We start from the raw sequence: 24,438 nt of genomic DNA on the forward strand, positions 1-24,438 counted from the left end.
GGATTACTTGTGGTAAGGGTGCCCGGACAGAACTGTCCAGGCACGATACAGCTGTTCGCCGATCAGGATCCGCACCAGCGGGTGTGGCAACGTCAACGGCGACAATGACCAGCGCTGATCGGCCCGGGCACAGACTTCCGGCGCCAGCCCTTCCGGGCCACCGACCATGAAATTGACCGTGCGCGAATCCAACCGCCAACGATCGAGCTCAACCGCCAGTTGCTCGGTGCTCCAGGGCTTGCCATGGACTTCGAGGGTGACAATGCGCTCGTTCGGCCCGACCTTGGCCAGCATGGCTTCGCCTTCCTGGCGGATGAAGCGCGCCACGTCGGCGTTCTTGCCACGGGTGTTGAGCGGAATTTCCACCAGTTCCAGGGCCAGCTCGGACGGAAGACGCTTGGCATATTCATGCCAGCCTTCTTCCACCCACTTGGGCATGCGAGAACCGACGGCGATCAGGCGCAGTCGCACAGCGGTCCCTTATTGCTGGTCTTTGTTGAGCTTGGTGAAGTGCTCATGGGGGTTTTCCGGGCTGTGGTGCGCGGCGCTGGCCGAACGGCTCTGCTCGGCACCGGCCCACAGGCGCTCCAGGTCATAGAACTGGCGCGCCGAGGCAGTCATCATGTGCACGATGACGTCGTCCATATCCAGCAGTACCCAGTCGCTGTCGCCCTTGCCTTCTTCACCCAGCGGCTTGACGCCCTGGGCCTTGACCGCTTCGCGGACCTTGTCCAGCATGGCGCCGATCTGACGGTTGGAGGTACCGGTGGCGATGATCATGTAGTCCGTGATGCTCTGCTTTTCACGAACGTCGATCACCTGGATGTCCTGGGCCTTGACGTCTTCCAGGGCCGCCACGGCCACCTTGACCAGTTCTTCACCGGCCAGTACGACGCCGGTGTGGGCCTCTACCGGCAGCGGGGCGCTTTTGAACGTGCCTTTGCGCTTTACTTTGCTTACGTCTTTGTCAGTCATATAAAACTCGTTTTGCTCGTATGTTCGGGCGCTTCGCTACACGCATTCACGTGCCTTGAAGCACACCTTTTTCAGTTCGACGCACGGTAAAGCCCGTGCGCATCGATGTAGGCCAGGACCGCGTCGGGCACCAGGAAACGTACCGACTTACCGCTGGCCAGCAGTTGACGGATCTGGGTGGCGGATACCGCGAGCGGCGTCTGCCAGACGAATGCAATCTGTCCGCTCGGCCCTTTCAGGGCCAGCGGGTCGCTCACCGAGCGGGCCGCCAGCAGGTTGCGCAAGGCATCCGGCGGCTCGCTGTCGGCATCCGGGCGTTGCAGCACCAGGATGTGGCAATGCTGGAGCAACTCTTCCCAGCGATGCCAAGTGGGCAGGCCGCAAAATGCGTCCCAGCCCAGAAGCAGAAAAACCTGGGCATCAGCGGCCAGTTCGGCGCGCATCAGCTCCAGGGTATCAATGGTGTAGGACGGTTTGTCCCGCTGCAATTCGCGGGCGTCCACCACCAACGGTGCCACACCGGCCACCGCGCACTCGACCATCGCCAGGCGATCCTGCGCCGACACCTGCGGCGTATCCCGGTGAGGCGGCCGGGCGCTGGGCGTCAGGCGGAGCTCATCGAGGGCCAGGGCGTCGGCGACTTCCAGCGCACCGCGCAAATGGCCGATGTGCACCGGGTCGAACGTGCCGCCCAGGATGCCAATGCGCTTTGGCGCGGTGGTCGCCGTCACAGCGGTCGTAGTCATAGAGGCCGGCGGGTCGAGATCGCCCAAGTCAGACCGACTCCTGTCCGCGCAACTGGCCGTCACCGACCACGATGTACTTCTCGCAGGTCAGGCCTTCGAGGCCTACCGGGCCACGGGCGTGCAGCTTATCAGTAGAAATGCCGATCTCGGCACCCAATCCGTATTCAAAGCCATCGGCGAAGCAGGTCGGGGTGTTGATCATCACCGACGCCGAGTCCACCTCGGCCACGAAGCGCCGGGTTTCCCCCAGGTTTTCACTGACAATGGAGTCGGTGTGGTGCGAGCCGTGGCGATTGATGTGCTCGATGGCTTCCTCCAGCCCGTCGACCACACGGATCGACAGGATCGGCGCCAGGTATTCGGTGTCCCAGTCTTCTTGCGTGGCCGCGACGGCCTCGATGATCGCCCGGGTGCGCTCGCAACCGCGCAGCTCGACGCCTTTTTCGCGGAACTGGGCAGCCATCGACGGCAGGAAGTCCTTGGCCACGGCCTGGTCCACCAGCAGGGTTTCCATCGCGCCGCAGATACCGTAGCGGTAGGTCTTGGCGTTGAAGGCGATGCGCTGGGCCTTCGGCAATTCGGCGTGGGCGCTGACGTAGACGTGGCAGATGCCGTCCAGGTGCTTGATCACCGGCACGCGGGCGTCACGGCTGACCCGTTCGATCAGGCCCTTGCCGCCACGCGGCACGATGACGTCGACGAACTCGGGCATGGTGATCAATGCGCCGACTGCGGCGCGGTCAGTGGTTTCCACCACTTGCACCACGGCCGCCGGCAGATCGGCCTCGGCCAGGCCGCGCTGGATGCAGGCGGCAATGGCACGGTTGGAATGGATCGCCTCGGAGCCGCCACGCAGGATGGTCGCGTTACCCGACTTCAGGCACAGGCTGGCGGCGTCGATGGTTACGTTCGGCCGCGACTCGTAGATGATCCCGACCACGCCCAGGGGCACGCGCATCTTGCCGACCTGGATGCCCGACGGCCGGTAGCTCATGTCGCGGATCGCGCCGACCGGGTCCGGCAGGGCCGCGACCTGGCGCAGACCGACGATCATGCCGTCGATGCGTGCCGGGGTCAGCGCCAGGCGCTCGAGCATGGCCGGCTCCAGACCATTGGCCCGGCCGGCGGCCAGGTCGAGTTCGTTGGCAGCGGACAACTCGGCACGCGCAGCGTCCAGCGCATTGGCGGCGGCCTGCAGGGCGCGGTTTTTCTGCGCGGTGCTGGCCCGGCCGATGATGCGCGACGCTGCACGAGCGGCGCGACCCAGGCGGGTCATGTAGTCAAGAACGGACTCAGTCATGGTCTGTGTGGTCTTGGCGATGAGGAAAGCGGCAGATTATAGCTGTCGTAACCCTCGACTAACAGCATGGACTCACAGTGGTGACCGGCGGAGGAGCAAAACAGGCGTAAACAGCCGGTTGAAGCGACTGTTCAGCGGTGATTAAGCTTTCCATTGCTATCATCGCGCTTCCTTTGGCCTCACTTCGTTTATCGCCATGACCGATTTGCCATCGCCCAACGCCCTGCCCCACGCCTTTTTCGATCGCGACGCCCAGGTGCTTGCCAAGGACCTGCTGGGCAAAGTCATCCGTCACAAGGTCGGTGACCTGTGGCTCAGCGCGCGGATCATCGAGACCGAGGCGTATTACTTCGCCGAAAAAGGCAGCCACGCCTCGCTGGGCTACACAGAAAAACGCAGGGCTCTGTTTCTGGATGGCGGCCACATCTATATGTACTACGCCCGGGGCGGCGATTCGCTGAACTTCAGCGCCCAAGGGCCTGGCAATGCGGTGCTGATCAAATCGGCGTACCCGTGGGTCGATGCCCTTTGCGGGCCGGCGAGCCTGGCGCAGATGCTGCTCAACAACCCCGACGCCCAAGGTCGGCCGCGCACACCGCAAAAACTCTGTGCCGGCCAGACCTTGCTGTGCAAAGCCCTGGGGCTGAAAGTGCCGGACTGGGACGCCAAACGCTTCGACCCCGAGCGCTTGCTGGTGGAAGATGTCGGCGTGCCGACGGTCAATGCGATCCAGACCACCCGCCTGGGTATCCCCCAGGGACGCGACGAGCACCTGCCCTACCGCTTCGTCGACGCCGCCTACGCCCCGTGGTGCACCCGCAACCCTTTGCGGCGCGGACAGGTCGAAGGACGTGATTACTTTTTACTTTCATGAACACAAACACCGCATCCCCCTGTGGGAGCGAGCTTGCTCGCGATGGCGTCGGGTCAGCAGAATGGGGGCCGACTGATACACCGCCATCGCGAGCAAGCTCGCTCCCACAGTTGATCTTCAGTGGCCGCAGGTTTTGTGTTCGCAGCAGAATCCCACAGGGGGGTTCGGTGCATGCCAATCACTATTCAATGGAGTTGTATTTATGGGCCCATGGCTCGATAGCATCACCGGCTGGTTGACCGTCAACCCGCAATGGCTGGCGGTGGCGGTGTTCATCGTCGCCTGCGTGGAGTGCCTGGCCATCGCCGGCCTGATCGTGCCGGGTACCGTGCTGTTGTTTGCGATTGCCGTGCTGGCCGGCAGCGGCGCGTTGTCCTTGGGCGAGACGCTACTGCTGGGCCTGCTTGGCGGGTTGCTCGGGGACCTGGTGTCGTATTTCCTGGGCCGGCATTTCCACCAGAACATCCGGCGCCTGCCGGGGCTGCGGCATCACCCGGAATGGATGAGCGCGGCGGAAAACTATTTCCAGCGCTACGGCATCGCCAGCCTGCTGGTGGGCCGCTTCATCGGCCCGCTACGGCCGATGTTGCCGATGGTGGCCGGGATGTGCGACATGCCATTCCCACGCTTCGCCGCCGTCAGCGTGTTGGCTGCGGCGGGCTGGACCGTGGCGTACCTGCTGCCGGGCTGGGCCACCGGGGCGGCGTTTCGCCTGCCGCTGCCCGAAGGTTTCTGGCCACAGGCCGGCGTGGTCATCGGCAGTATCGCGGTGATGATCGGGCTGAGCGTCAACAGCAGCATGCGCCGCCATCGCCATGCCACGGCACTGATCGCAGGCCTGGGCCTGGTGATCCTGATCGGCCTGTTCATCGGCTTTCGCTACCTGACGGCGTTCGACCAGGGCTTGATGGCCCTGGTCCAGGAGCACCGCAGCGCGACGCTGGATGAAATCGCCGTGACCTTTACGCTGATCGGCGAATTCCGCTACATGTTGATTGTCTGCAGCCTGGTGACCGGGTTGCTGCTGTTGGCACGGCAATGGCGCCAGGCAATCTTTGCCGGGGGCACGATGCTGGTCACCGCCCTGGCCAATGCCGGCTGCAAACACTTCTTTGCCCGCGTGCGCCCGGAAATCCTCACTGACCCGCTGACCAGCTACAGCATGCCCAGCGGCCACTCCTCCGGGGCCTTCGCGCTGTTCCTGACCCTCGCCGTCCTGGCCGGCCGCGGCCAACCACCACGCCTGCGCCTGACCTGGCTGTTGCTGGGCTGCCTGCCGGCGCTGGCCATCGCTCTGTCGCGGGTCTACCTGGGCGCGCATTGGCCGAGCGACATCGCCGCCGGGGCGATGCTCGCCGCCAGCATCTGTGCGGCCGCCCTGTGGTTGAGCCAGCGCCAGAGCCCGCTACCGGCCATGCCGCCAAAAGTCTGGTGGCTGCTCCTGCCGGCGCTGGTGGCGGTGTTCAGCTTCTTCGCCCTGCGGCACTTGCCGCATGCGATGTTGCGGTATGCCTATTGAATACACTATCTGTGGGCACTGCAGATCCCATGTGGGAGCGAGCTTGCTCGCGATGACGGCGGCACATTCAACATTGATGCAAGCTGACCCACCGCTATCGCGAGCAAGCTCGCTCCCACAGGGGGAGATGTGCTGGGTCAGGCGAAGAGTTCGCCCTGCAACTCATCGAGTAAGGCCTGGATCGCATCCAGCCGCTGCTGGGGATCATCGAGTTGCAGCAGGTCGATCTTGTCCAGCTCATTGAACGGCAGCAGGTAGGCCAGTTGATTGGCCAGCGATTGCTGGCCGGTCGCTTCGGTGCCCATGTTCAGCGCCTCGACCATCGGGTGCTCGGCCAGGGCCTTGAGCAGCGCCACCAGGTCAGCGTCTTCCTCTTGCAGCGGTTGCTCCGGCTCTTCTTCCAGCCACTCGACCTCGGCGACCGTCAGTTGATCCGCCTGGACGCTGCTGCCATGGACGATAAAGCGCCGCCCGCCCTGCACGCGAATGCCCAGCAGACCATTGTCCTGCTGGGAGAAATCGGTGATGCGCGCCTCACAACCGACCCGCGCGTAGCCTTCAGGCGCGATGCCGACTTCCTCGCCATCGAGGATGCACACCACGCCGAAGCCTTCGCCCTTTTTCATGCAGCGCCCGATCATGTCGAGGTAACGCGCCTCGAAAATCTGCAAGTCGAGGATGCAACCGGGGAACAGCACGGTGTTCAACGGGAAAAGCGGCAAGCTCATAACCAGTTCCTTAAACCGTCATCGACACCACCAACGGCAGCAACACCGCCGTGGCCACGCCCATCAGACTCATCGCCAGCGCCGCAAAGGCGCCGGTTTCCTCGCTTTCCTGCAACGCCACCGACGTGCCCACCGCATGGGCCGCCAGCCCCAGGGCCATGCCCCGGGCTTCAGGGCTATGGACACCCAGCCTGGTCAGGATGCTCGGGCCGAGGATCGCCCCGAGCACACCGGTGATCAACACGAACACCGCCGCCATCGCTGCCACACCGCCGATCTGCTCGGCCACCAGCATGGCGATCGGCGAGGTCACGGACTTGGGCGCCATGGTCATCAGGATCATGTGTTCGGCACCAAAAGCCCAGCCCAACACCACCGCAGAGCCCGTGGCAAACACCCCAGCTATCACCAGCGTAGTAAAAATCGGCCAGAACAACTGCCGGATCCGTCGCAAGTTCAAATACAACGGCACGGCCAGGGCGACCGTGGCCGGGCCCAGCAGGATGCTGAGGATCTCGGTGCTCTTGCGGTATTCGGCATAGTCGATGCCGCAACCGACCAGCACGACGATCAACAGCACCATCGACATCAGCACTGGTTGCAGGAACACCCAGCGAGTCTTTTCGAACGCCGCCAGCACCAGTTGATAGGCGCCCAGGGTAATGCCGATGCCAAACAACGGATGATGAATCACCGAGGCCCAGGCACCTTGCCAGTCGAGCATCATTGGCTGTCCTCCGGGGCGGCGACGTGACGCCGGGCCAGGCGCTGCATCAGCACCCCCGTCAACGCCACGGACAGCACCAGCGACAAGGTCAACGCACCGACGATGGCCCAGAAATCGGCGGCAATCGCCCGGGCATAGACCATCACCCCCACCGCGGGCGGCACCAGCAGCAATGGCAGATAACGCAGCAGGCTGCTGGCAGCCAGGTTCAGCGGCTCGCTGACTTCGCCGCGCATGACCAGATAACCCAGCAACAGCAGCAGGCCAATGATTGGGCCCGGCAGCACCGGCAGGAACAAATGATTGATCGCAGTACCCAGCAATTGAAACAGCACCAGCCAGGTCAGGCCCCGTAGCAACATCCGCTCTCTCCCCCACAAACACCCATGAACCCCGTCCCGTAGAAACCACCTGCAGAAGCTGCCTGTAGGAGCTGTCGAGTGCAACGAGGCTGCGATCTTTCCCCTGCCAATTGAGTCTGAAGCGAAAAATCAACAAATCAAAAGATCGCAGCCTTCGGCAGCTCCTACAGGGAGTAACCAGACGACACATTTAAACACGCCCGCGCTATGGTTCGGCATTCGTAAAAAGCATGGTCGATGACCTTCCCGGCGCGCCATGTTGATCTACAGTGGTTCTCCGGGGATGCCGATCCCCGTTCCAGAAAAAGTAAAACCGATGAACCCAAGGAGAGTCTCAATGCCCTACGTCCCCGTTGCAGCGCTCAAAGATTATGTCGGCAAGGAACTTGGACGTTCCGAATGGCTCACCATCGATCAGGACCGCATCAACCTGTTCGCCGAAGCCACTGGCGACTTTCAGTTCATCCACGTCGATCCGGTCAAGGCCGCGCAGACCCCGTTTGGCAGCACCATTGCCCACGGTTTCCTGTCGCTGTCGCTGATGCCCAAGCTGATGGAAGACATCCTGATCCTGCCCGAGGGCGTGAAGATGGTCGTCAACTACGGGCTGGACAGCGTGCGCTTCATCCAACCGGTGAAGGTCGATTCCAAGGTCCGGCTCAAGGTCGACCTGGTGGAAGTCACCGAGAAAAAACCTGGCCAATGGCTGCTCAAGGCCACCGCCACGCTGGAGATCGAAGGTTCGGAAAAACCGGCCTACATCGCCGAGCCGCTGTCGCTCTGCTTCGTGTAAACCTGCGCAAATGCGAAACCGTCCAGGCAGTTTCGCATCGCTTCTCTATGTTCAACGCGCATAGCTGCGGCATACTCGTGGCCTGATGACCTGGATCCCGTTATGCGCTTATTCGTCCCACTGACCCTGACCCTGCTGCTCACCGCCTGTGGCAACGGCGAATCGCCGCTGCCTCCCGACGCGCGCCTGCCCGACGGCGGCCGCTATCGCGGCGACCTGGTGGACGGGCTGCTGCAAGGCCAGGGGCGCATCGATTACCCCAATGGCAGCTGGTACGCCGGGCAGTTCGACAAAGGCCAGTGGCACGGCGCCGGGGAATGGCATGGCAGCAATGGCGAGGTCTATCGCGGCCAGTTCCAGCAGGGCCTGTTCCACGGCCAGGGCAGCCTGACCACACCGACCAGCAGCTACACCGGCGGCTTCAAGCTCGGGCGGCGGGACGGTGAAGGGACGCTCAAGGAAAACGGCATGACCTACCGGGGCGAGTTCAAGGCCGACCGCTATTCCGGCCTCGGACGCCTGGAGCTCGACGACGGCAGCCAGTACCAAGGCCCGTTCGCCAACGGCAAGCCCAACGGTGAAGGCCAGCGCTTCGACGCCAGCGGCAACCAGTTCACCGGGCACTTTGTCGACGGGCAACTGCAGGGCAAGGGCACCTTCAACAGTGCCGATGGCGATGTCTACATCGGCGGCTTCAAGAACAACCAGCTCAACGGTCGCGGGCGCTACGAAAATGCCGACGGCGATGTCTGGATCGGCCGATTCAAGGACGGCGCGCTGACCGGCAAGGGCGAACTGATCGGCGCTGACGGCAGCCACTACCTCGGACAATTCAATGATTGGCGCTTTACCGGCGATGGTCGCCTGAACCTGCCCGACGGCAGTTTTTACGTCGGCCAGTTCGAAAGCGACAGTTACCACGGACGCGGCACCCTTGTGCTGACCGACGGCACCGTGCAAAGCGGCACCTGGGCCAACGGCCAACGGGTGCGCGACGCGGACGGCAGGCTGCTGCCGGATGTGCTCGAACTCGGCTTGCTGGCCCAAGGCCGCCTGCTGGACGATGCCCTCGCCAACATCCCGGCCTCGACCCCGGCGGTGGAGCTGTACAGCCTGACCCTGGGCGGCGACGGCAAGCAAAGCGTGTTCCTGCGCGAGTCCGACTATGTCGCCAACATGCTCGCCAGCCGTTTCGGCGCGTTCGGGCAGATCCGCCTGGTCAACCACCGCGATCACCTCGGCGACCGGCCCATGGCCAGCCGCGAAAGCCTGCGCCGCGCCGCCGCCACCCTGGCCGAACGCAGTGGTCCGGAAGACCTTATCTTCATCTACCTGACCAGCCACGGCACCAGCGAACATGAACTGGTGCTCGACCAGCCGCGCATGGAACTGGCCGACCTGCCCGCCGATGAACTGGCCGTGGTGCTGGCACCGTTGAAGAACCGCGACAAGATCGTGGTGATTTCGGCCTGTTATTCCGGCGGTTTCATCCCGGCACTCAAGGATGAACGCACCCTGATCATGACCGCTTCACGGGCCGACCGGGTGTCCTTCGGCTGCTCCGAGGAAGCCAACTTCACCTATTTTGGCGATGCGCTGTTCGCCCAGGCATTGAACCAGACCGACGACCTGGAGCAGGCCTTCAAGCGAGCCAAGGCCACCGTGGCCGAGCGCGAACAGGCCGACAACTTCGAAGCGTCCGAACCACAGATGTGGGCGCCGAGGACGGTCCTTTCCCACTGGCAACTGCTGCGCAAACAGCAGGCACGTAAAGCATTGCAAAGTGCTGCATTGAACGACGGAGCCACAAAGAGCAACTAAGCTGAATCGTATCAAGGGGGAAACACTATGTACTTGACGCCTCAGCATGTTTTGCTCGCCGGTGCGACCGGGCTGACCGGAGAACATCTACTGGACCGGCTGCTCAACGAGCCGACCATCACTCGCGTATTGGCGCCTTCACGCCGGCCACTGGCTGAGCATCCACACCTGGAAAACCCGGTTGGGGAGCCGGCCCAGGTGCTGCCTCAACTCAGTGGCCAGGTGGACATCGCCTTCTGCTGCCTCGGCACGACCATCAAGAAAGCCGGCTCTGAAACAGCCTTTCGCGCGGTGGACCTGGACCTGGTGGTGACGTTTGCCAAGCGCGCCCGGGAACTGGGTGCACGGCATTTGGTGGTGATCAGCGCGCTGGGGGCCGACGCCAAGTCATCGATCTTCTACAACCGGGTCAAAGGTGAAATGGAGGCGGCACTCAAGGCCCAGGGCTGGCCGCAACTGACCATTTGCCGCCCTTCCCTGTTGCTGGGTGACCGGGTTGAACCGCGCCTGGCCGAGCAACTGGCCGGCCCTTTGTCGAAGCTGATCCCAGGCAAGTACCACGGCATCGAAGCCTGCCAACTGGCCCGCGCCATGTGGCGTCTGGCGCTGGAAGAGCAGGATGGGGTGCGGGTGGTGGAGTCGGATGAGTTGCGTAAGCTCGGCAAATGATTCTGCTGCGCCTGGACGGGCGCCCTGTAGGAGCTGCCGAAGGCTGCGATCTTTTGATCTTTTGATCTTTTGATCTTTTGATCTTTTGATCTTTTGATCTTTTGATCTTTCGCTTGGAACTCAAGTGGCTGGGGAAAGATCGCAGCCTCGTTCCACTCGACAGCTCCTACACAGCTCCTACACAGCGTCTACACAGCTTCCATGCGCAGCCCAGCGGGAGCAAGCTCCCTCGCCACAGGTTCTATGGTGTTCGCTACATCCCGCCCGTAGCTTGAAACCCTACACCAATCGCCGTGAACAACGACAACGGCAACAACAAGGTATCCAGCAACGCACTGCCCGGCAGATCCACACCCGGGTAGCTCGGCGCCTCGGCGCCAAAGCGGTCCTTGGCGCAGCAGCCACCGTTGAGGGCGTACAGATCCAGGCGCGTGCCCGCGTACACCACCGGCGCGCCGGGCTTGGCGGCGTCGAGGGTGCGCGCGGTGGCGCAGCCGGTCAGTTGCAGCGCCAGCAGCACGATCAGCAGCTTATTCATCACTGCTCAAATGATGCTCGCCCCAGCGCGGCAACATGTCCTGGGGGATGTTCAGCAGATTGAGGATCCGCGCGACCACGAAATCGATCAGGTCATCAATGGTCTGCGGCTGGTGATAGAACCCCGGCGAGGCCGGCAAAATGCTCACGCCCATGTTCGACAGCTTGAGCATATGTTCCAGATGAATGCTCGAATACGGTGTCTCTCGCGGCACCAGGATCAACTGGCGGCGCTCCTTCAGCGTCACGTCCGCCGCCCGTTCGATCAGGTTGTTGCAGGCCCCGGTGGCAATCGCCGACAGCGTGCCGGTGGAACACGGCACCACGACCATGGCAGCCGGTGCGCCGGAGCCCGAGGCCACCGGCGACATCCAGTCTTCCTTGCCATACACGCGAATCTGCCCCGCCGCCGCACCGGTGTATTCGGTGAGGAAGGCCTGCATCATCTGGGTCTTGGCCGGCAGGGTCACGTCGGTCTCGGTGGCCATCACCAACTGCGCGGCCTTGGAGATCAGGAAGTGCACCTCGCGGTCTTCGCGTACCAGGCAATCGAGCAGGCGCAAGCCGTACTGGGCGCCGGACGCACCGGTCATCGCCAGCGTGATGCGTTCCGGACCATTGCTCATTTCAGCGCCTCGGCCAGTTTGCCGTGCAGCCCGCCGAAGCCGCCGTTGCTCATGATCACCACGTGAGTGCCGGGCTGGGCCTGGCTCTTCACGCGCCCGATGATGCCTTCCAGGGAATCGCTGACAATCGACGGCACTGTGCACAGCGCGGCGGTGGCGCCGAGGTCCCAGCCCAGGTTGGCCGGTGCGTACCAGATCACCTGGTCGGCATCGACCACGCTTTCCGGCAGGCCGTCACGGTGCGCGCCGAGCTTCATGGAGTTGGAACGCGGCTCGATGATCGCAATCAGCGGCGAATCGCCGATGCGCTTGCGCAAACCGTCGAGGGTGGTGGCGATGGCGGTCGGGTGGTGGGCGAAGTCGTCATAGATGGTGATGCCACGCACTTCGGCGACCTTCTCCATCCGCCGCTTCACGCTTTTGAAGGCGCTCAACGCAGCAATGCCCATGGACGGCACCACGCCGACATGCCGGGCCGCCGCCAGGGTCGCCAGGGCGTTGGCGACGTTGTGCTGGCCGGTCATGTCCCACTCGACCACGCCTTGGGACACGCCTTCGAACATGACTTCGAACTGCGAACCGTCATCCTTGAGCAACTTCACCTGCCACTGGCCACCCGCACCGGTGGTTTGCACCGGGGTCCAGCAGCCCATCTCGATCACACGCTGCAAGGCCGGTTCGGTGGTCGGGTGAATCACCAGGCCCTCGCTGGGGATGATGCGCACCAAATGGTGGAACTGTCGCTCGATGGCCGGCAGATCGGGGAAGATGTCCGCATGATCGAACTCAAGGTTGTTGAGGATCGCGGTGCGGGGACGGTAGTGGACGAATTTCGAGCGCTTGTCGAAAAACGCGCTGTCGTATTCGTCGGCCTCGATCACGAAGAACGGCGTGCCGCCCAGGCGCGCCGACACCGAGAAATTCTGCGGCACGCCACCGATCAGGAAACCCGGGCTCATGCCGGCATGCTCCAGGACCCAGGCGAGCATGCTGCTGGTGGTGGTCTTGCCGTGGGTACCGGCCACGGCGAGGACCCAACGGCCCTGCAACACGTGATCGGCCAGCCACTGCGGCCCGGACACGTATGGCAGGCCTTTGTTGAGCACGTACTCCACCGCCGGGTTGCCACGGGACATGGCGTTGCCGATGACCACCAGGTCCGGCGCCGGGTCCAGTTGCGCCGGGTCATAGCCTTGGGTCAGTTCGATGCCCTGGGCTTCCAGCTGAGTGCTCATCGGCGGGTAGACGTTGGCGTCGGAGCCAGTCACGTGATGGCCCAGCTCCTTGGCCAGGACCGCCATCGAACCCATGAAAGTGCCGCAAATACCGAGAATATGGATGTGCATAGTCGACCTCGTAAAACATGGCCGCAGGTTAGCGTAGGGAGGGGGAAATCGCACCTTGTGTTTCGAACTTACCACCACCAGAACACCGCAACTCCCCTCTGTGGGAGCTTGCTCCCACAGTTGAATGTACAACCCGGCTTTTGTGGCGAGGGAGCTTGCTCCCGCTCGACTGCGCAGCAGTCGCCTTCGGTTTCAGGCTGGAAAGAAAGCTTGGGGCTGCTGCGCAGCCCAGCGGGAGCAAGCTCCCTCGCCACAACAGCAGTCAGCAGTCAGCAGTCAGCAGTCAGCAGTCAGCAGTCAGCAGTCAGCAGTCAGCAGTCAGCAGTCAGCAGTCAGCAGTCAGCAGTCAGCAGATTAATTATCAGTGGCTCAGCGGGCAATCGCGTGTTTGCGCAGCTTTCGGTAAAGGGTATTGCGGCTGATCCCCAGTTGTTCCGCCGTGTGGGTCATGTGCCAGCGCTGGCGCTCCAGCGCATCGAGCAATGCCAACCGCTCGGCATCCTCCAGCGGCCGCTCCGCCACCGCCTCAACCAGCGCAATCGACGGACGCTGGCGGATCATGGCTGGCAAGTCCTCCAACCCGATGCGCCCGTCGTCACACAGCGCGGCAAGGGTCCGCAGCACGTTGCGCAGTTGCCGCACATTGCCCGGCCAGTCGAACGCCAGCAACGCCTGGCGCGCCGGCTCTTCGATGGACACCGTCTCGGCCCCGCTCTCTTCAGCCAGCAGAAAATCCAGCAACTGCGACTTGTCGCTGCGTTCGCGCAACGCCGGCAGCGGGATTTCCAGGCCGTTGAGGCGGTAGTACAAATCCTCACGAAAACTGCCGTCCTGCACCCGATCCAGCAACTGCCGGTGGGTGGCGCTGATGATGCGCACGTTCACTGCCTCGGGCTCGCCACCGATGGGCACCACTTGGCGGTCTTCCAGCACCCGCAGCAAACGGGTCTGCAAGGCCAGGGGCATGTCGCCGATTTCATCGAGGAACAGCGTGCCGCCGTCGGCCTGTTGCAACTTGCCACGCATGCCTTCCTTGCGCGCGCCGGTGAAGCTGCCGCCGCGATAGCCGAACAGCTCGCTCTCGATCAGGCTTTCCGGGATGGCCGCGCAGTTGAGGGCGACGAAATGCTTGCCGGCGCGCTGGCTGGCGTGGTGCACGGCCTTGGCGAACGCCTCCTTGCCGGAGCCGGTTTCGCCCTGGATCAGCAGCGGCACATCGCGCTCGAACACCCGCAGCGCCTTGCGAAAATGCTCCTGCAACGCCGCATCCCCCAGGCAGATGCCTGGCAGGCGGGCGGGCTCGATGGCCTTGAGCAGCGGCGCGACCGGCACCGGCACACTGCGCGGCTGCCCACGCAACACGGCGAACAAATGCCGACCGTCACGGGTGCGCAACGGCCAACTGGCGCTGGCCTGGGCGCTGGCCCGGCCCAGCAACTCGTCCAGCGAGCAGTCGAAAAAATCCTCGACCCGCTGACCGAGCAAGCCGCCGCGAATATGCCCCAAGAGGTTCAGCGCACTCTGGTTGACGGCGCTGATCCGCCCTTCGCCGTCGAACGCCAGCAAGCCTTCGCTGAACAGTCCTACGGACTCGGCCTGCAAATGGAAGCGCAGCAGCCATTGATTGTCGAAGCAACGCAGGAAATAGCAGCTCTCGATCATCTTCGCCGAGAGATTGACCAGGGCCATGGTGTGGAACTGGCTCTGGCGCGACACGTCCGGCCGGGCCGAAGACACGTCGAGCACCGCCAGCAGTTCGCCCTGAGGGTCGAAGACCGGGCTGGCCGAGCAGGTCAGGCCGGTATGGCGGCCACGAAAATGTTCTTCCTGGTGGATGGTCAGGGCCTGGCGCTCCACCAGGCAGGTGCCGATGCCGTTGGTGCCTTCGCAGGCTTCGCTCCAATCGGCGCCGAGCCAGAGGCCGGCCCGTTCGAAAATCTTCCGCTCGCTGGGGGCGGTGACGCAGTTGAGGATCACGCCCCGGGCGTCGGTCAGCAACACCGCGTGGCCAGCGCCGGAGAGCTGCTGGTGCAGGCTGGTCATTTCATTGCCGGCGATGTGCAGCACCTGCTGCAAGCGCTCGCGGCTTTCCAGCACCCGGCCATGTTCGAGCACCGTCGGCGCCAGGTTCTGGGCCGGGTCGAGGTGATAGTCCTCGAGGCAGCGCAGCCAGGAACGGGCAATCGACGGATCGCTGCCAGGGCCCTGCAAATGGGCCTTGCCCTGGGTGACCGTCAGGACTTGCTGGGCATGGCGACTCAAATGGTTGCTGTGCATGTTCTTATTATTCTCCCCTGAAGGACCTTTTGGACCTGCCGACACATTACCCCGTGGTGAGGGAGCTTGCTCCCGCTGGGCTGCGCCGTAGGAGCTGACGAGTGCAACGAGGCTGCGATCTTTCCACTGACAATTGAGTCGAGAGCAAAAGATCAAAATCAAAAGATCGCAGGCTTCGCCAGCTCCTACAGAGCCCAGCGGGAGCAAACTCCCTCGCCACAAAAGCGGTCCGTCCATGGCCTCGCCGTCGAGGCCCAGCATCCTCCAGCCCAACCGCCTTTGCAATGCTGGCGCGACCTGTCAGTCACAGACTGTCTCGCATCTGGCACAAACTGTCACACCCGCTGTATCGCAAGCGTCACACAACCCATCCGTTTGTCCGACCAACTCCTCCTAAAGTCTTGATTTACGGGCCCTGCAAGGCAATGGCCCAACCTTTGCTCTAGGCTTAATTACCAGCGCTCAATTTTGCGCGGCCCTCCCGTATAAGCACAAAAGCCAAGGAGAACTCATCATGCGTTACGCTCACCCCGGTACTGAAGGCGCTATCGTTTCGTTCAAGAGCAAATACGGTAACTACATCGGCGGCGAGTTCGTCGCGCCTGTCAAAGGTCAGTACTTCACCAATACTTCCCCGGTCAATGGCGAGGTCATTGCCGAATTCCCGCGCTCCACAGCCGAAGACATCGAAAAGGCCCTGGACGCCGCCCACGCTGCCGCTGATGCCTGGGGTGCCACGTCGGCCCAGGCGCGTTCGCTGGTCCTGCTGAAAATCGCCGACCGCATCGAAGCCAACCTCGAAGTGCTGGCGATCACCGAATCCTGGGACAACGGCAAGGCCGTGCGCGAAACCCTCAACGCCGACATCCCCCTGGCCGCCGACCACTTCCGCTACTTCGCCGGTTGCCTGCGGGCCCAGGAAGGCAGCGCCGCCGAGATCGACGGCAACACCGTGGCCTACCACATCCATGAACCGCTGGGCGTGGTCGGGCAGATCATCCCGTGGAACTTCCCGCTGCTGATGGCCGCCTGGAAACTCGCCCCGGCCCTGGCCGCCGGTAACTGCGTGGTGCTCAAGCCGGCCGAGCAAACCCCACTGGGCATCAGCGTGCTCATGGAGCTGATCGGCGACCTGCTGCCGCCTGGCGTGCTGAACGTGGTGCAAGGTTTCGGCAAAGAAGCCGGCGAAGCCCTCGCCACCAGCAAGCGCATCGCCAAGATCGCCTTCACCGGCTCTACCCCGGTGGGCTCGCACATCATGAAATGTGCCGCCGAGAACATCATCCCGTCCACCGTGGAACTGGGCGGCAAGTCGCCGAACATCTTCTTCGAAGACATCATGCAGGCCGAGCCGGCCTTCATCGAAAAAGCCGCCGAAGGCCTGGTGCTGGCGTTCTTCAACCAGGGCGAAGTCTGCACCTGCCCATCCCGCGCGCTGGTGCAGGAGTCGATCTACGACGAATTCATGCAAGTGGTGATGAAGAAAGTCCTGCAGATCAAACGTGGCGACCCGCTGGACACCGAGACCATGGTCGGCGCCCAGGCGTCCGAGCAGCAATTCGACAAGATTCTTTCGTACCTGGAAATCGCCAAGGGCGAAGGCGCCGAGCTGCTGACCGGTGGCAAGGTGGAAAAACTCGAGGGCAACCTGGCGACCGGGTATTACATCCAGCCGACCCTGCTCAAGGGCACCAACAAAATGCGCGTGTTCCAGGAAGAAATCTTCGGCCCAGTGGTGAGCATCACCACCTTCAAGGACGAAGCCGAAGCCCTGGCGATCGCCAACGACACCGAGTTCGGCCTCGGTGCCGGCCTCTGGACCCGCGACATCAACCGCGCCTACCGCATGGGCCGGGCGATCAAGGCCGGTCGCGTCTGGACCAACTGCTACCACCTGTACCCGGCGCATGCCGCGTTCGGTGGCTACAAGAAGTCCGGCGTGGGTCGTGAGACGCACAAGATGATGCTCGACCATTACCAGCAGACCAAGAATTTGCTGGTGAGCTACGACATCAATCCGTTGGGGTTCTTCTAAGCCCTTGGGGCGAGGCAGGTCAGACTGCTTCGCCCTTTAGATAGCTATCGCGAGCAAGCTCGCTCCCACAGGGATCTGTGGATAACTCGTTTCCAGGGTTGGCAACAGATCCACTGTGGGAGCGAGCTTGCTCGCGAAGGCGCCCTCACTGACAACACCAAACTACCGTCCCACTGCTCTGGCATGAGCCTTGCGTGCCCGCTCCACAGCAATCCCGAAAGTCCAACAGATCAAACAATAAAAAAGAAAGAGAGGACTTATGACTTCTACCACTCAACTCAAACCCACACTCGGCACCCTGCATTTATGGGGCATTGCCGTCGGCCTGGTGATTTCCGGTGAATACTTCGGCTGGAGCTACGGCTGGGGCACCGCAGGGACCCTCGGGTTTCTCGTCACTGCCCTCATGGTGGCGTTGATGTACACCTGCTTCATCTTCAGTTTCACCGAACTGACTACCGCAATTCCTCACGCTGGCGGGCCTTTTGCCTACAGCCGACGGGCCTTCGGCGAGAAAGGCGGGTTGATCGCCGGGATCGCCACCCTGATCGAATTCGTCTTTGCGCCCCCGGCCATCGCCATGGCGATCGGCGCCTACCTCAACGTGCAATTTCCCGAGCTGGACCCCAAGCTGGCGGCGGTCGGCGCGTACATCGTGTTCATGACCCTGAACATCCTCGGCGTCAGCATCGCCGCGGCGTTCGAGCTGGTGGTCACCGTGCTGGCGGTCGCCGAGTTGCTGGTGTTCATGGGCGTGGTCGCGCCGGGCTTCAGCTTCAGTAACTTCGTGCTCAACGGCTGGTCGGGCTCCAATGAGTTCACCCTCGCCTCGATCCCGGGCATTTTCGCGGCGATCCCCTTCGCGATCTGGTTCTTCCTCGCCATCGAAGGCGCGGCCATGGCCGCCGAAGAAGCCAAGGACCCGAAACGCACGATTCCCCGCGCTTACGTCAGCGGCATCCTGACCCTGGTGTTCCTGGCCATCGGCGTGATGATCATGGCCGGCGGCGTGGGTGACTGGCGCACCCTGTCGAACATCAACGACCCGCTGCCCCAAGCCATGAAGGCTGTGGTCGGCAACAACTCAACGTGGATGCACATGCTGGTGTGGATCGGCCTGTTCGGCCTGGTGGCGAGTTTCCACGGGATCATCCTCGGATACTCGCGGCAGTTCTTCGCCCTGGCCCGGGCCGGCTACCTGCCCCGTGGCCTGGCGAAACTGTCGCGCTTCCAGACCCCGCACCGGGCGATCCTGGCCGGCGGCGTGATCGGCATCGCGGCGATCTACAGCGATGGCCTGGTCAACCTGCAAGGCATGACGCTGACGGCGGCGATGATCACCATGTCGGTGTTCGGCGCCATCGTCATGTACATCATCAGCATGCTCAGCCTGTTCAGGCTGCGTAAGACCGAACCAAACCTGGAACGCACCTTCCGCGCCCCGGGCTACCCGATCGTGCCGGGGATTGCGCTGTTCCTGGCGGTGGTGTGCCTGATTGCGATGGCCTGGTTCAACACCGTGATCGGGCTGGTGTTCCTTGGCTTCATGATTGTTGGCTACCTGTATTTCCAACTGACCGCCAAGCAACGCTCCGATGCACCGGCGGACGCTATGCTCACAGGTATCTGAAGTTGCACCGGCACCGGGCCGAGGGCCTGGTGCCTGCCATATAGAAGTGCACGCAGTTCCCTTCCTGTGTGGGAAAACTCTTGGGAAGGACTCTGTGGGAAGGACTCTGTGGGAGCAAAGCTTGCTCGCGATAGCGGTGTATCAGTAAAAAATATGTTTCTGACACTCCGCTATCGCGAGCAAGCTTTGCTCCCACAAGGCTCTCCCACTGGGCTCTCTCACTGGGTTCTTCCACAGGATTGGATCTACGGTGTATTTGAGTCATTTAGAGAACCAGGAGGACACCGCCCCATGGCCGCATTCGCCCATTCCGTCGGCGCCCAGACCTACCGCTTCGACAGCCTCAAAGACCTGATGGCCAAGGCCAGCCCGGCGCGTTCCGGGGATTTTTTGGCCGAGGTCGCGGCGCTCAACGATGGCGAGCGCGTGGCCGCGCAAATGGCCCTGGCCGACCTGCCCCTCAGCCATTTCCTGCAAGAAATGCTGATTCCTTACGAGGTCGACGAAGTCACCCGGCTGATCGTCGACACTCACGATAAACAAGCTTTCGCCACCGTCAGCCACCTCACCGTCGGTGGCTTTCGCGATTGGCTGCTCAGCGACGCCGCCGATGAACAGAGCCTGCGGGCGCTGGCCCCGGGCCTGACGCCGGAAATGGTCGCCGCCGTGTCGAAAATCATGCGCGTGCAGGACCTGGTGCTGGTGGCGCAGAAAATCCGCGTGGTCACCAAATTCCGCGGCACCCTCGGCCTGCGCGGGCGCCTGTCCACCCGCCTGCAACCCAACCACCCCACCGACGAACCCGCAGGCATCGCCGCGAGCATCCTCGACGGCCTGCTCTACGGCAACGGCGACGCCATGATCGGCATCAACCCGGCCACCGACAGCACCGCCTCGATCTGCGCGATGCTGGAAATGCTCGACGCCATCATCCAGCGCTACGACATCCCCACCCAGGGCTGCGTGCTGACCCACGTCACCACCTCCATCGAAGCGGCGAACCGCGGCGTGCCCCTGGACCTGGTGTTCCAGTCCATCGCCGGCACCGAAGCGGCCAACGCCAGTTTCGGCATCAGCCTGAGCGTCTTGAAAGAAGGCTACGACGCCGGGCTCAGCCTGAATCGCGGCACCTTGGGCAACAACCTGATGTATTTCGAAACCGGCCAGGGCAGCGCGCTGTCAGCCAACGCCCACCACGGTGTCGATCAACAGACCTGCGAGACCCGGGCCTACGCCGTGGCGCGACATTTCAACCCGTTCCTGGTGAACACGGTTGTAGGATTCATCGGCCCGGAATACCTGTACAACGGCAAACAAATCATCCGCGCCGGCCTCGAAGACCACTTCTGCGGCAAGCTTTTGGGCGTGCCGATGGGCTGCGACATCTGCTACACCAACCACGCCGAAGCCGACCAGGACGACATGGACACCCTGTTGACCCTGCTGGGCGTGGCCGGAATCAACTTCATCATGGGCATCCCCGGCTCCGACGACATCATGCTCAACTACCAGACCACCTCGTTCCACGACGCCCTCTACGCCCGCCAGACCCTGGGCCTGAAGCCGGCGCCGGAATTCGAAACGTGGCTGGCGAACATGGGCATCTTCACCCAGGCCGATGGCCGGGTGCGGTTCGGCGACAACCTGCCACCGGCGTTCCGTCACGCCCTCGCGCATTTGGGATGAGAAAACTGCCCATGGATAAAAAACCTGTCGAGCCACAAAACCCTTGGCTGAACCTGCGCACCCTCACACCAGCGCGCATCGCCCTGGGCCGCACCGGCACCAGCCTGCCGACCCAGGCGCAATTGGACTTTCAATACGCCCACGCCCAGGCCCGCGATGCCGTGCACCTGGCGTTCGATCACCAGGGCATTCGCGCCCAACTGAGCGAACGCGGCCGTGAGAGCCTGTTGCTCCACAGCGCGGCGACCGACCGACACAGTTATCTACAGCGTCCCGACCTGGGCCGACGGCTCGACGACGCCTCAGCGCAGGTCCTGCAGGATTACGCGGCGGCCCACCCTGGCGGCGTGGACCTGGCCATCGTCGTGGCTGACGGTCTGTCGGCGCTGGCGGTGCATCGCCATACCTTGCCGTTCCTGGCGCGGCTGGAAGAGCAGATCGCTGCTGACGGTTGGTCTGTGTCGCCAATAGTTTTAGTGGAGCAAGGCCGCGTTGCCGTGGCCGATGAAGTGGCACAGCGGCTCGGCGCGAAAATGTCAGTGATCCTGATCGGCGAACGCCCCGGCCTCAGCTCCCCCGACAGCCTGGGGCTGTATTTCACCTACGCCCCCAAGGTCGGCCTGACCGATGCCTATCGCAACTGCATCTCCAATGTCCGCCTCGAAGGTTTGAGCTACGGCATGGCGGCCCATCGCCTGATTTACCTGATGCGCGAAGCCTGTCGCCGCCAGCTCTCGGGGGTCAATCTGAAGGACGAAGCCCAGGTTCACACTCTGGATTCGGAAAACGCTGCCGATATGAAAGGTAACTTCCTACTGGCGCCGCCCCGAAACTGATCCGTTTATCCGATTGCGTTTTTGATCCGCTTTCAGGCAGCATCAAAAGCACGGCAGCGCGACATTGTTGTCTGAATATCTGTCGACCTTTGCAGACGAGACCTACCATGCGGATTATCCAAGCGACCCTGGAACACCTGGACCTGCTGACCCCATTGTTCGTCAAATACCGGGAATTCTACGGCTCCCTGCCCTACCCGGATTCGTCCCGAGCTTTCCTCGAAAAACGCCTGCGCCGCAAGGAGTCGGTGATCTACCTGGCCCTGGCCGATGACGATAACCACCGGTTGCTGGGCTTCTGCCAGCTCTACCCGAGCTACTCATCCCTGTCCCTCAAGCGCGTGTGGATCCTCAACGACATCTACGTCGCCGAAGACGCCCGCCGCCAACTGGTGGCCGACAACCTGATTCGCACCGCGAAAAAAATGGCCAAGGAAACCAACGCCGTACGCATGCGCGTCTCCACCAGCAGCAACAACGAAGTGGCGCAGAAGACCTACGAATCGATTGGGTTCAAGGAAGACACCGAGTTCAAGAACTACGTGTTGCCGATCAGCGACGGGATCTGAGTCGTTCAGAGCAATGATCGGGGACATATCCATTGCTGCGGTAACGGCGGCTTAGGGTTCCGCCCTGACGGCGGCTCACTTTTGAGAAGCGCAAAAGTAAGCAAAACGCTCCTGCCCCACCACTTGGTGCCTCGCTTAGGCTCGGCATGCCCTCACTCCGGCATTGCTCCGTGGGCCCGCCGCGAAGGGCCATCCATGGCCCAGCGCGGCTATCCCGGCATCCATGCCGGGATGCCCACTCCACAATGCCTGCGTTCGGCCAGCGTGGTTAACGGGGCGCCCGAGATCAACGTCCACCGCGAGGCGGCCTAACGGCCGACCTGGCTCTCCCAGTCGTACCCCCGTCAAATCTGTGGGAGCAAAGCTTGCTCGCGAGGCAGCCTGACAGCCGGCCTGGCTCTCCCAGTCGTACCCGATCCCATTGTGGGAGCGAGCTTGCTCGCGATAGCGATCCACCAGGCAACATCAATACTGACTGACCCGCCGCCATCGCGAGCAAGCTCGCTCCCACACTGGTTTTGAGGCATGCACAAAAAACTAATGCTCACCACAACCCCCTGTGGGAGCAAAGCTTGCTCGCGATAGCGATCCACCAGGCAACATCAATACTGACTGCCCCACCGCCATCGCAAGCAAGCCCCCCCCCACAAAGAGCTCCACCGCCCACAAATCCACCGAAATCCCCCGCTACAAACTCAACACGCGCTTCACAATCCTCGCCGTATAATGCCGCTCTTCCCGGCTTGTAAGAAAAAGCTACACACTCTGTAGCCATACTCAAAGCCAGACCCACAAGCCTGCCGAGTCGGGCCGCCACCACAGGTGCTTTGCATGGATTTCAATCCCCTCGACCTCATTCTGCATCTCGACGTCTACCTCGACATGCTGGTGACCAACTACGGGACGTGGGTCTACGCCATCCTGTTCCTGGTGATCTTCTGTGAAACCGGCCTGGTGGTCACACCCTTCCTGCCCGGCGATTCCCTGCTGTTCATCGCTGGCGCCGTAGCCGCCGGTGGTGCCATGGACCCACTGTTGCTGGCCGGCCTGCTGATGCTCGCGGCCATCCTCGGCGACAGCACCAACTACCTCATCGGCCGCACCGCTGGCGAAAAACTGTTCAGCAACCCCGACTCGAAAATCTTCCGCCGCGACTACCTGCAGCAAACCCACGATTTCTACGACAAACACGGCGGCAAAACCGTGACCCTGGCGCGCTTCCTGCCGATCATCCGCACCTTCGCGCCCTTCGTCGCCGGCGTCGGCAAGATGAATTACCTGCGCTTCTTCGGCTTCAGCGTCCTGGGCACCGTCCTCTGGGTCGGCGGCCTGGTGACCCTCGGCTACTTCTTCGGCAACGTACCGTTCATCAAGCAGAACCTGTCGCTGCTGGTCGTCGGCATCATCCTGGTGTCGCTGCTGCCGATGATCATCAGCCTGGTGCGCAGCAAACTGAGCCAGCGCGCTTCGAAAGCCCAACCGCGCTGATCGTTATGTGGTCCCTGAGCAACTGGCGCCGTCGACGCACCCTCGCCAAACACCCTGTGGCCGAGGACACCTGGCAGCGCGTGCGTCAACAATTGAGCTTCCTCGACGGCATCAGCGCCGCCGAGGACCAATGGCTGCGGGAAGCCTGCGTACTGTTCCTGCACGACAAACACCTCAGCGCCCTGCCCGGCGTCGAACTGCACCAGGAACAACGCCTGCTGCTCGCCGCCCAGGCCCAATTGCCGCTGATGCACCTGGGCGAACTGAACTGGTACCAGGGCTTCCACGAAATCGTCCTCTACCCCGACGACTTCCTCAGCCCCCAGCGCTACCGCGACGCCAGCGGCATCGAGCACGAATGGGACGGCGAACACAGCGGCGAAGCCTGGCCCCAAGGCCCGATCATCCTGGCCTGGGACGGCGTGATGGCCAGCGGCGGCTGGGACGGCTACAACCTGGTGATCCACGAACTGGCGCACAAACTCGACATGCTCAACGGCGACGCCAACGGCCTGCCACCGCTGCACGCCGACATGCGCGTCAGCGACTGGGCCGACGCCATGCAACAAGCCTTCGACGACCTCGACCGCCAACTCGACCACAACCCCGACGCAGAAACCCTCATCGACCCCTACGCCGCCGAGAACCCGGCGGAGTTCTTTGCCGTCACCAGCGAATACTTCTTCAGCGCCCCAGACCTGCTGCACCAGGCCTATCCAAAGGTCTACGAACAGCTCAAGGCGTTCTACCGCCAGGATCCATTGGCCCGGTTGCGGCAACTTCAGGCCGAAGATCCGGTCTATCAGGCGTCATACTAAGGTCTCTACGACCCTGGTAACGTGGCAACAGCGGCTGAATATGCCTATAATCGCCGCCACTTTTTGGTCAATCCGA

General features: G+C 62.7%; 24 protein-coding genes. 13 read left to right on the forward strand and 11 right to left on the reverse strand.

Annotation, left to right across the window (positions count from 1 at the left end):
- Positions 1-3: 3 nt before the first annotated feature.
- From rlmH to LOY50_RS25135, 4 genes are all read right to left on the reverse strand, one after another.
- Positions 4-471 carry a 23S rRNA (pseudouridine(1915)-N(3))-methyltransferase RlmH gene (gene rlmH, locus LOY50_RS25120; RefSeq protein WP_003185785.1) on the reverse strand — a complete coding sequence of 156 codons (468 nt, stop codon included), beginning with the start codon at positions 469-471 and terminating at the stop codon, positions 4-6.
- A gap of 9 nt (positions 472-480) precedes the next feature.
- Positions 481-975: a ribosome silencing factor gene (gene rsfS / locus LOY50_RS25125; protein WP_214512950.1), complete on the reverse strand. Its 495-nt coding sequence runs from the start codon at positions 973-975 to the stop codon at positions 481-483.
- Between the two features lie 71 nt (positions 976-1,046).
- Complete coding sequence (gene nadD / locus LOY50_RS25130; RefSeq protein WP_092150587.1) at positions 1,047-1,721, reverse strand: nicotinate-nucleotide adenylyltransferase; 675 nt, start codon at positions 1,719-1,721, stop codon at positions 1,047-1,049.
- 28 nt (positions 1,722-1,749) lie between these two features.
- Positions 1,750-3,021 carry a glutamate-5-semialdehyde dehydrogenase gene (locus LOY50_RS25135; protein WP_053189916.1) on the reverse strand — a complete coding sequence of 424 codons (1,272 nt, stop codon included), beginning with the start codon at positions 3,019-3,021 and terminating at the stop codon, positions 1,750-1,752.
- A gap of 196 nt (positions 3,022-3,217) precedes the next feature.
- Here LOY50_RS25135 and LOY50_RS25140 point away from each other — a divergent pair, with 196 nt between their 5' ends.
- Both LOY50_RS25140 and LOY50_RS25145 read left to right on the forward strand, forming a co-directional pair.
- On the forward strand, positions 3,218-3,895 hold the full coding sequence (locus tag LOY50_RS25140) for a DNA-3-methyladenine glycosylase (protein WP_214512952.1): 678 nt from the start codon (positions 3,218-3,220) through the stop codon (positions 3,893-3,895).
- A gap of 202 nt (positions 3,896-4,097) precedes the next feature.
- A complete protein-coding gene (locus LOY50_RS25145; protein WP_253469669.1) occupies positions 4,098-5,414 on the forward strand; it encodes a bifunctional DedA family/phosphatase PAP2 family protein in 1,317 nt (438 codons plus the stop codon).
- Positions 5,415-5,551: 137 nt separating this feature from the next.
- On the opposite strand, the gene LOY50_RS25150 is transcribed toward LOY50_RS25145, so the two are convergent.
- The 3 genes from LOY50_RS25150 to LOY50_RS25160 are packed head-to-tail and all read right to left on the reverse strand — an operon-like array spanning position 5,552 to position 7,231.
- Positions 5,552-6,142: an LON peptidase substrate-binding domain-containing protein gene (locus tag LOY50_RS25150; protein ID WP_014340384.1), complete on the reverse strand. Its 591-nt coding sequence runs from the start codon at positions 6,140-6,142 to the stop codon at positions 5,552-5,554.
- A gap of 10 nt (positions 6,143-6,152) precedes the next feature.
- Positions 6,153-6,869, reverse strand: a complete 717-nt coding sequence (locus LOY50_RS25155) for an LrgB family protein (protein WP_253469675.1) — start codon at positions 6,867-6,869, stop codon at positions 6,153-6,155.
- Positions 6,866-7,231 carry a CidA/LrgA family protein gene (locus LOY50_RS25160; protein ID WP_253469678.1) on the reverse strand — a complete coding sequence of 122 codons (366 nt, stop codon included), beginning with the start codon at positions 7,229-7,231 and terminating at the stop codon, positions 6,866-6,868. The genes LOY50_RS25155 and LOY50_RS25160 overlap by 4 nt, the downstream gene beginning before the upstream one ends.
- A gap of 337 nt (positions 7,232-7,568) precedes the next feature.
- On the opposite strand from LOY50_RS25160, the gene LOY50_RS25165 reads away from it, so the two are divergent.
- The 3 genes from LOY50_RS25165 (at position 7,569) to LOY50_RS25175 (ending at position 10,514) form a co-directional block, all read left to right on the forward strand.
- Entirely contained in the window at positions 7,569-8,024 is a 456-nt protein-coding gene (locus LOY50_RS25165) for a MaoC family dehydratase (RefSeq protein WP_003185804.1), read from the forward strand.
- A 102-nt stretch (positions 8,025-8,126) separates the two neighbouring features.
- On the forward strand, positions 8,127-9,845 hold the full coding sequence (locus tag LOY50_RS25170; protein ID WP_253469681.1) for a C13 family peptidase: 1,719 nt from the start codon (positions 8,127-8,129) through the stop codon (positions 9,843-9,845).
- Positions 9,846-9,872: 27 nt separating this feature from the next.
- On the forward strand, positions 9,873-10,514 hold the full coding sequence (locus tag LOY50_RS25175) for an oxidoreductase (RefSeq protein ID WP_253469684.1): 642 nt from the start codon (positions 9,873-9,875) through the stop codon (positions 10,512-10,514).
- Between the two features lie 253 nt (positions 10,515-10,767).
- On the opposite strand, the gene LOY50_RS25180 is transcribed toward LOY50_RS25175, so the two are convergent.
- The 4 genes from LOY50_RS25180 to LOY50_RS25195 form a co-directional block, all read right to left on the reverse strand.
- Complete coding sequence (locus LOY50_RS25180) at positions 10,768-11,052, reverse strand: YceK/YidQ family lipoprotein (RefSeq protein ID WP_053125688.1); 285 nt, start codon at positions 11,050-11,052, stop codon at positions 10,768-10,770.
- Positions 11,045-11,677 (reverse strand): flavin prenyltransferase UbiX, encoded by a 633-nt coding sequence (gene ubiX, locus LOY50_RS25185; RefSeq protein ID WP_024619363.1) that lies wholly within the window; start codon positions 11,675-11,677, stop codon positions 11,045-11,047. Before ubiX ends, LOY50_RS25180 begins: the two co-directional genes overlap by 8 nt.
- Entirely contained in the window at positions 11,674-13,023 is a 1,350-nt protein-coding gene (gene mpl / locus LOY50_RS25190; RefSeq protein WP_258689463.1) for a UDP-N-acetylmuramate:L-alanyl-gamma-D-glutamyl-meso-diaminopimelate ligase, read from the reverse strand. Before mpl ends, ubiX begins: the two co-directional genes overlap by 4 nt.
- A gap of 369 nt (positions 13,024-13,392) precedes the next feature.
- Positions 13,393-15,300 (reverse strand): sigma-54-dependent Fis family transcriptional regulator, encoded by a 1,908-nt coding sequence (locus tag LOY50_RS25195; RefSeq protein WP_258689464.1) that lies wholly within the window; start codon positions 15,298-15,300, stop codon positions 13,393-13,395.
- Positions 15,301-15,814: 514 nt separating this feature from the next.
- On the opposite strand from LOY50_RS25195, the gene LOY50_RS25200 reads away from it, so the two are divergent.
- From LOY50_RS25200 to LOY50_RS25235, 8 genes are all read left to right on the forward strand, one after another.
- Positions 15,815-17,335, forward strand: coding sequence for an aldehyde dehydrogenase family protein (locus LOY50_RS25200; protein ID WP_258689465.1), 1,521 nt, complete (start codon positions 15,815-15,817; stop codon positions 17,333-17,335).
- Positions 17,336-17,594: 259 nt separating this feature from the next.
- On the forward strand, positions 17,595-18,965 hold the full coding sequence (gene eat, locus LOY50_RS25205; protein ID WP_253469690.1) for an ethanolamine permease: 1,371 nt from the start codon (positions 17,595-17,597) through the stop codon (positions 18,963-18,965).
- A 291-nt stretch (positions 18,966-19,256) separates the two neighbouring features.
- Positions 19,257-20,651: an ethanolamine ammonia-lyase subunit EutB gene (locus LOY50_RS25210; protein ID WP_003205921.1), complete on the forward strand. Its 1,395-nt coding sequence runs from the start codon at positions 19,257-19,259 to the stop codon at positions 20,649-20,651.
- Positions 20,652-20,662: 11 nt separating this feature from the next.
- On the forward strand, positions 20,663-21,487 hold the full coding sequence (eutC, locus tag LOY50_RS25215; protein ID WP_258689466.1) for an ethanolamine ammonia-lyase subunit EutC: 825 nt from the start codon (positions 20,663-20,665) through the stop codon (positions 21,485-21,487).
- A 107-nt stretch (positions 21,488-21,594) separates the two neighbouring features.
- Positions 21,595-22,056, forward strand: coding sequence for an N-acetyltransferase (locus tag LOY50_RS25220; RefSeq protein ID WP_253469696.1), 462 nt, complete (start codon positions 21,595-21,597; stop codon positions 22,054-22,056).
- Between the two features lie 123 nt (positions 22,057-22,179).
- Positions 22,180-22,368, forward strand: a complete 189-nt coding sequence (locus LOY50_RS25225; RefSeq protein ID WP_258691290.1) for a nucleoid-structuring protein H-NS — start codon at positions 22,180-22,182, stop codon at positions 22,366-22,368.
- A gap of 519 nt (positions 22,369-22,887) precedes the next feature.
- Positions 22,888-23,544: a DedA family protein gene (locus LOY50_RS25230; RefSeq protein WP_253469699.1), complete on the forward strand. Its 657-nt coding sequence runs from the start codon at positions 22,888-22,890 to the stop codon at positions 23,542-23,544.
- A 5-nt stretch (positions 23,545-23,549) separates the two neighbouring features.
- A complete protein-coding gene (locus LOY50_RS25235) occupies positions 23,550-24,362 on the forward strand; it encodes a zinc-dependent peptidase (protein WP_024619870.1) in 813 nt (270 codons plus the stop codon).
- Positions 24,363-24,438 lie beyond the last annotated feature (76 nt).

This window comes from Pseudomonas sp. B21-010 (assembly GCF_024749325.1).
Taxonomy (GTDB): Bacteria; Pseudomonadota; Gammaproteobacteria; order Pseudomonadales; family Pseudomonadaceae; genus Aquipseudomonas; species Aquipseudomonas kilonensis.

Bases quoted from the DNA above. Each gene is read 5' to 3' on its own strand.
- rsfS (WP_214512950.1), bottom strand. From the start codon at position 975: ATGACTGACAAAGACGTAAGCAAAGTAAAGCGCAAAGGCACGTTCAAA.
- nadD (WP_092150587.1), bottom strand. From the start codon at position 1,721: ATGACTACGACCGCTGTGACGGCGACCACCGCGCCAAAGCGCATTGGC.
- LOY50_RS25135 (WP_053189916.1), bottom strand. From the start codon at position 3,021: ATGACTGAGTCCGTTCTTGACTACATGACCCGCCTGGGTCGCGCCGCT.
- LOY50_RS25140 (WP_214512952.1), top strand. From the start codon at position 3,218: ATGACCGATTTGCCATCGCCCAACGCCCTGCCCCACGCCTTTTTCGAT.
- LOY50_RS25145 (WP_253469669.1), top strand. From the start codon at position 4,098: ATGGGCCCATGGCTCGATAGCATCACCGGCTGGTTGACCGTCAACCCG.
- LOY50_RS25150 (WP_014340384.1), bottom strand. From the start codon at position 6,142: ATGAGCTTGCCGCTTTTCCCGTTGAACACCGTGCTGTTCCCCGGTTGC.
- LOY50_RS25155 (WP_253469675.1), bottom strand. From the start codon at position 6,869: ATGATGCTCGACTGGCAAGGTGCCTGGGCCTCGGTGATTCATCATCCG.
- LOY50_RS25160 (WP_253469678.1), bottom strand. From the start codon at position 7,231: ATGTTGCTACGGGGCCTGACCTGGCTGGTGCTGTTTCAATTGCTGGGT.
- LOY50_RS25165 (WP_003185804.1), top strand. From the start codon at position 7,569: ATGCCCTACGTCCCCGTTGCAGCGCTCAAAGATTATGTCGGCAAGGAA.
- LOY50_RS25170 (WP_253469681.1), top strand. From the start codon at position 8,127: ATGCGCTTATTCGTCCCACTGACCCTGACCCTGCTGCTCACCGCCTGT.
- LOY50_RS25175 (WP_253469684.1), top strand. From the start codon at position 9,873: ATGTACTTGACGCCTCAGCATGTTTTGCTCGCCGGTGCGACCGGGCTG.
- LOY50_RS25180 (WP_053125688.1), bottom strand. From the start codon at position 11,052: ATGAATAAGCTGCTGATCGTGCTGCTGGCGCTGCAACTGACCGGCTGC.
- ubiX (WP_024619363.1), bottom strand. From the start codon at position 11,677: ATGAGCAATGGTCCGGAACGCATCACGCTGGCGATGACCGGTGCGTCC.
- mpl (WP_258689463.1), bottom strand. From the start codon at position 13,023: ATGCACATCCATATTCTCGGTATTTGCGGCACTTTCATGGGTTCGATG.
- LOY50_RS25195 (WP_258689464.1), bottom strand. From the start codon at position 15,300: ATGCACAGCAACCATTTGAGTCGCCATGCCCAGCAAGTCCTGACGGTC.
- LOY50_RS25200 (WP_258689465.1), top strand. From the start codon at position 15,815: ATGCGTTACGCTCACCCCGGTACTGAAGGCGCTATCGTTTCGTTCAAG.
- eat (WP_253469690.1), top strand. From the start codon at position 17,595: ATGACTTCTACCACTCAACTCAAACCCACACTCGGCACCCTGCATTTA.
- LOY50_RS25210 (WP_003205921.1), top strand. From the start codon at position 19,257: ATGGCCGCATTCGCCCATTCCGTCGGCGCCCAGACCTACCGCTTCGAC.
- eutC (WP_258689466.1), top strand. From the start codon at position 20,663: ATGGATAAAAAACCTGTCGAGCCACAAAACCCTTGGCTGAACCTGCGC.
- LOY50_RS25220 (WP_253469696.1), top strand. From the start codon at position 21,595: ATGCGGATTATCCAAGCGACCCTGGAACACCTGGACCTGCTGACCCCA.
- LOY50_RS25230 (WP_253469699.1), top strand. From the start codon at position 22,888: ATGGATTTCAATCCCCTCGACCTCATTCTGCATCTCGACGTCTACCTC.
- LOY50_RS25235 (WP_024619870.1), top strand. From the start codon at position 23,550: ATGTGGTCCCTGAGCAACTGGCGCCGTCGACGCACCCTCGCCAAACAC.